Raw genomic sequence first — 3,815 nt, 5'->3', positions numbered from 1 at the left:
GCGCCATGTATCGCTGACCGGCGACGGTTTTACACCAGACACCGCATTCCTCGGCCAGCATCGCAGAGAGGATATCCAGCCCCTGATCGACGGAGTATTTCTGCTCGACCTCGGCTACACGGGTTTTCACGTTGTAGAGCTTGGTCAGTGCCGATTGCGCGAGTGCGGGTTTCTCAAACAATGCCACCTGAGCCAGCGATACGCCGATCTCATAGGCCGCAGCACTGCCAAATAATTTGCCATCGCCTAGATCAATATCAATCTGGCCGTTGCCGATCGTGCCTGTGCCGTTACTCGCGCAGCCGAATAGCCCTACGCAGACTAGCAGTGTGAGTAGTTTGTTCATTGATACGCCCTATACATTTCAAAATGCCCGTAATCATCGAATGACTGATCGTGCAATATCACACCATTCAGATTCCAATTGCCACCCCAGCGCACGCGGTAATCGGCCCCTGTCTCAGTGTAGGCTATATCGCCCAGCCCAACAATCAGTCCGGCCAGATAGCACAATGTCTGCTCGTCCCAAATGATTTTCTGGCGAATGGCGGGGTCAACATGAAATGCAGCAATATCGACAGCGTAGACCAGCCCCGACTGCTCGTCGGGTGTGCCATCAGGTAGTTGTCGAATATGGCGAGAATATTCGCCCTCGGCTGGATTGAGTTTTGACCTGCCAGTATCAAACAGCATTTGCGCTCGCTCGATTGTGCGCTGGCCCTCGATAATCGAGAAATCAACACGGCTGATACCGACAGCGGCCTCCAAAATCTCCACCAAAAACGGGTGAACATTCTGCAAATTCTCTCTCGATCTGTTACCAAATAATGAGGACATATCGTGCGCACATGTTGGAATGTTCGAGCTGTGGCCGAGAGTATAGCACAGGGCATAATTTCAATATTGGTGCAGATAGACAGCGATTTTAGCTACGAAATAGCCTCGCATACAATCGTTGCCTTTTAGTAAATATTCGTTTAATGCGACGCAGATCGTCTCTGCTGTAGTGATTCGGCTGTTTATCTCGCGCCTGCTGTTTGCGACCCTCTACCCACTCACGGCCAAACCGTTTTAACAGTCCATTCTCGTACCCATGCGGATGGCCGGATAGATCACGGTTACACGCTACACACTGAGGGCGCACATTCCACAGGGTAAACCGCAATTCAGGATGAGCGCCAACGCCATACCAATGACCTGCATCCATCGCATGACCAGATAAACTCGAATGATTTTTGAATAACTCGCAGCTAATACAGGGAGCGCCACTATCTCGCATTCTAATATAGCTGTTAAACGCTCTCTGCGCCTCGGTGAGTAATGATTTTTTTGGCTTGGTTCGCGCTCGGTATTCTGCTGCTTCTCGCCTGTCAGCCTTGCCGCGCTCGTTTTCTGCGTGCTTTGCCGCACAGGACGGCCCGCATACTCGTTGCAGGGTGTTGAATGGCTCAAAATGGGCTTTGCAGACACGGCATTTTTTGACGCTCACCCGCCAAACCTCGATGGCCATGCTGGACAAGGCATAGAACGCTCACTCAGCCACCTATGCAGAACGCGGTGAACCTCATCGCATTCTGATGTGGTCATTTTTGCCGTAGAGCCTTTCCCTTTCATCGCCTCCAGTATCGGCTTGAATAGGTTTTCTTTGACGGTTGTTTGGCTCCACGGTATCTCCGGCGCTTCCCTCTCGGCCAATACTTTGCGCTGGTCAAAACCGGCAGCATTTAATTGCTCCGCCAGCTCTCGACAAAATACCTCGATCGCTTTGCGTTGCTGGTCACTGCGAAGCATGGGCTTTATCTCATACGTTACCGACACGCCCTTGGACGCCTGCTCATCAACATAGCGTACAAATTCATCTCGACTGTATTCGTCGGTTACTGCCCACGATTGCCCCAACACTAATTCCTCGATAGGTGTCTGTATGTAGATATAAAATAAAACTCGGTGTTATATTCTTATTGAAAGTCCTTCTTGACAACACGCCATGCCGATCTAACACCCCAAGTACAAAGCCCAATAAAAATCGCAAACTCTATTTTCTCCGCTATTACATAAAAGTAAAATGCGTCTAAACCCTCAGCGCCAAGAGAATTAAGTAATTCGGCTAATTTATCATCCATTTTTCTACCCATCTTCAGTTAATAAATATAACAAAGCAGTCAAGCGGACTGCGTTCGCGTTGCTCTCTTGCTCGCTTACCGCGAGGTTATGCGTTCTTCGCTTACTCTCTTGCCGCCATAAAAACACTCGCCCCTTCACGCTCTGCTCTTGCTAGCTGCTGGCCTAAATACCCTGCCGATACGCCCAGCCCTTTGGCAATGTTTCCCATCGTGCAATTACAGGTGCGCAGCTCCATCGCCAGTGCGATCTCTTGCCTAGTCATACGCCCCTCGGCCAGCCGGTTGTGTAATCATGGGCAACCGCTTGCCCTAGCGTAGACCACAAAACATGCAGCGGGTGCTTTGCTGGGTTCTCCGGTATCGACTTCCACGGTTTTGATCCTCTCGACTCTGCCATGTACACGCGCCCTCGCTTTTTCAGTCGAAACATCCGCTTTGAGATGGTTTCACGTGGAACACCCAGCAAGTCAGCCAGCTCTCGCGCCTCTAATCCATTCGAGACATCGAGCGCTAACAGTATGCGGCGATCAAGCTCGGCATTTTCAACATCAACTGTTCTCCCGTTGTTCATTGCGCCTCCACTAATTCCTGTGACCAACTACGATCCGAGAGCCGGTCGAATATGTCGCCCTTCTCGCTGGTGCTCGCGGTCGTTTTTATCTTGCTAATCCAATTTCTTGCCGACGCCTGCCAATCAACCATCGGTCGCCTGCCAACATGCCAGCCGTTAGACGTATAGTAATTAACAAACCTCTCCGACTGCTCGACAGCATCAGCATCTAGCAATCCCCTACTGCGCATATAATCGCCAACCTCTAGCGCGGACGGCCTTAACTTCCTTTTAGTTTCCCTTTTAGTTTCCCTTTTAGTTTCCCTTTTAGTTTTGTGTCCCGTTTTTGGTACTGCTTCGAGTCCCAATTTAGGGACTATTGAAGTACCGTTTTTGGTACTGGTAGTGTCCCGTTTTTGGTACTGGCTGTCCGTTTGGGACACCCCCTCCGAAGCAGTACCATTTTTGGGACTATTGGACGCTATGCGGTCTGTGTGTAGCATGTAGGAATTGGATGTGCCGAACCCCTTGCTGGCTGATAAATAACCCGATTCGGCAAGAGTTGTTAAGGCTCGCATAACGGTTTTTCTATCGCACCCTGTCTTTTTGGCAATGTATTGAATAGACGGGTTGCACTGGCCTGTATCGGGATTGTGGCAGTCAGCAAGGGATAGAAGAACCAGCTTGTGTGTTGCTGGCTTTATAGCCTGATCCCATGCCCAAAATGTTGCTTTTGCGCTCATATATCTGCTAGTCGGGCTTCTCGGCGCAGATCGCGCAGCCCTTTTGGTTTGAGCACAAAGCGTATTCTTAGATCGTAGCGCTCAGGGATTGGTTCGCCGTTAGGCCAGATCGAAACCAGTGCTTTAGTTACGCCCAGCTCATTGGCTAGATTGGTTTGGCTCCCGTAAAGGGAAACCGCTTGTTCTTTTGTCAATGGTGTTTTCATGGTTTGAAATATAGCGAGACGATGACGCGCTGTCAATCTTTTTTATATTTTCCTTGACAGTCCGGTATAATTCTCTAAACTGATATACAACGCTACAGAAAACCGGAGCCATAAAAATGAGCAATATCCCTGACAATGCAATAGCCGCTTACGAGTCAGAACAGCAAGCTGCTGCATACGATGATATGAATGA

At 49.8% G+C, this 3,815-nt stretch carries 9 protein-coding genes; all 9 read right to left on the bottom strand.

From position 1 onward, the window contains the following. A partial coding sequence (locus Q0688_RS11635; RefSeq protein WP_299076470.1) for a hypothetical protein occupies positions 1 to 346 on the bottom strand: 346 nt, incomplete at its 3' end. Further along, entirely contained in the window at positions 343 to 801 is a 459-nt protein-coding gene (locus Q0688_RS11630) for a hypothetical protein (RefSeq protein WP_299076467.1), read from the bottom strand. The genes Q0688_RS11630 and Q0688_RS11635, both read right to left, overlap by 4 nt. Positions 802 to 925: 124 nt before the next feature. After that, positions 926 to 1,489, bottom strand: a complete 564-nt coding sequence (locus Q0688_RS11625) for a recombination protein NinG (RefSeq protein ID WP_299076464.1) — start codon at positions 1,487 to 1,489, stop codon at positions 926 to 928. Beyond that, positions 1,486 to 1,902 (bottom strand): hypothetical protein, encoded by a 417-nt coding sequence (locus tag Q0688_RS11620; protein WP_299076461.1) that lies wholly within the window; start codon positions 1,900 to 1,902, stop codon positions 1,486 to 1,488. The genes Q0688_RS11625 and Q0688_RS11620 overlap by 4 nt, the downstream gene beginning before the upstream one ends. A 56-nt stretch (positions 1,903 to 1,958) precedes the next feature. Further along, complete coding sequence (locus Q0688_RS11615; protein ID WP_299076458.1) at positions 1,959 to 2,123, bottom strand: hypothetical protein; 165 nt, start codon at positions 2,121 to 2,123, stop codon at positions 1,959 to 1,961. A gap of 101 nt (positions 2,124 to 2,224) precedes the next feature. Beyond that, the gene (locus Q0688_RS11610; RefSeq protein WP_299076455.1) at positions 2,225 to 2,386 is read right to left on the bottom strand and encodes a hypothetical protein; all 162 of its coding nucleotides are present in this window, start codon (positions 2,384 to 2,386) and stop codon (positions 2,225 to 2,227) included. Further along, positions 2,383 to 2,694 carry a winged helix-turn-helix domain-containing protein gene (locus tag Q0688_RS11605; RefSeq protein WP_299076452.1) on the bottom strand — a complete coding sequence of 104 codons (312 nt, stop codon included), beginning with the start codon at positions 2,692 to 2,694 and terminating at the stop codon, positions 2,383 to 2,385. Before Q0688_RS11605 ends, Q0688_RS11610 begins: the two co-directional genes overlap by 4 nt. After that, the gene (locus Q0688_RS11600; RefSeq protein WP_299076449.1) at positions 2,691 to 3,416 is read right to left on the bottom strand and encodes a helix-turn-helix domain-containing protein; all 726 of its coding nucleotides are present in this window, start codon (positions 3,414 to 3,416) and stop codon (positions 2,691 to 2,693) included. Before Q0688_RS11600 ends, Q0688_RS11605 begins: the two co-directional genes overlap by 4 nt. Next, positions 3,413 to 3,658: a Cro/CI family transcriptional regulator gene (locus Q0688_RS11595; protein ID WP_299076446.1), complete on the bottom strand. Its 246-nt coding sequence runs from the start codon at positions 3,656 to 3,658 to the stop codon at positions 3,413 to 3,415. The genes Q0688_RS11600 and Q0688_RS11595 overlap by 4 nt, the downstream gene beginning before the upstream one ends. Between the last annotated feature and the right edge of the window lie 157 nt (positions 3,659 to 3,815).

This window comes from uncultured Paraglaciecola sp. (assembly GCF_937123705.1).
Classification (GTDB): Bacteria; Pseudomonadota; Gammaproteobacteria; order Enterobacterales; family Alteromonadaceae; genus Paraglaciecola.
This window is presented reverse-complemented; position numbering and strand designations above follow the sequence as displayed.

Bases quoted from the DNA above. Each gene is read 5' to 3' on its own strand.
- Q0688_RS11600 (WP_299076449.1), bottom strand. From the start codon at position 3,416: ATGAGCGCAAAAGCAACATTTTGGGCATGGGATCAGGCTATAAAGCCA.
- Q0688_RS11610 (WP_299076455.1), bottom strand. From the start codon at position 2,386: ATGACTAGGCAAGAGATCGCACTGGCGATGGAGCTGCGCACCTGTAAT.
- Q0688_RS11615 (WP_299076458.1), bottom strand. From the start codon at position 2,123: ATGGATGATAAATTAGCCGAATTACTTAATTCTCTTGGCGCTGAGGGT.
- Q0688_RS11605 (WP_299076452.1), bottom strand. From the start codon at position 2,694: ATGAACAACGGGAGAACAGTTGATGTTGAAAATGCCGAGCTTGATCGC.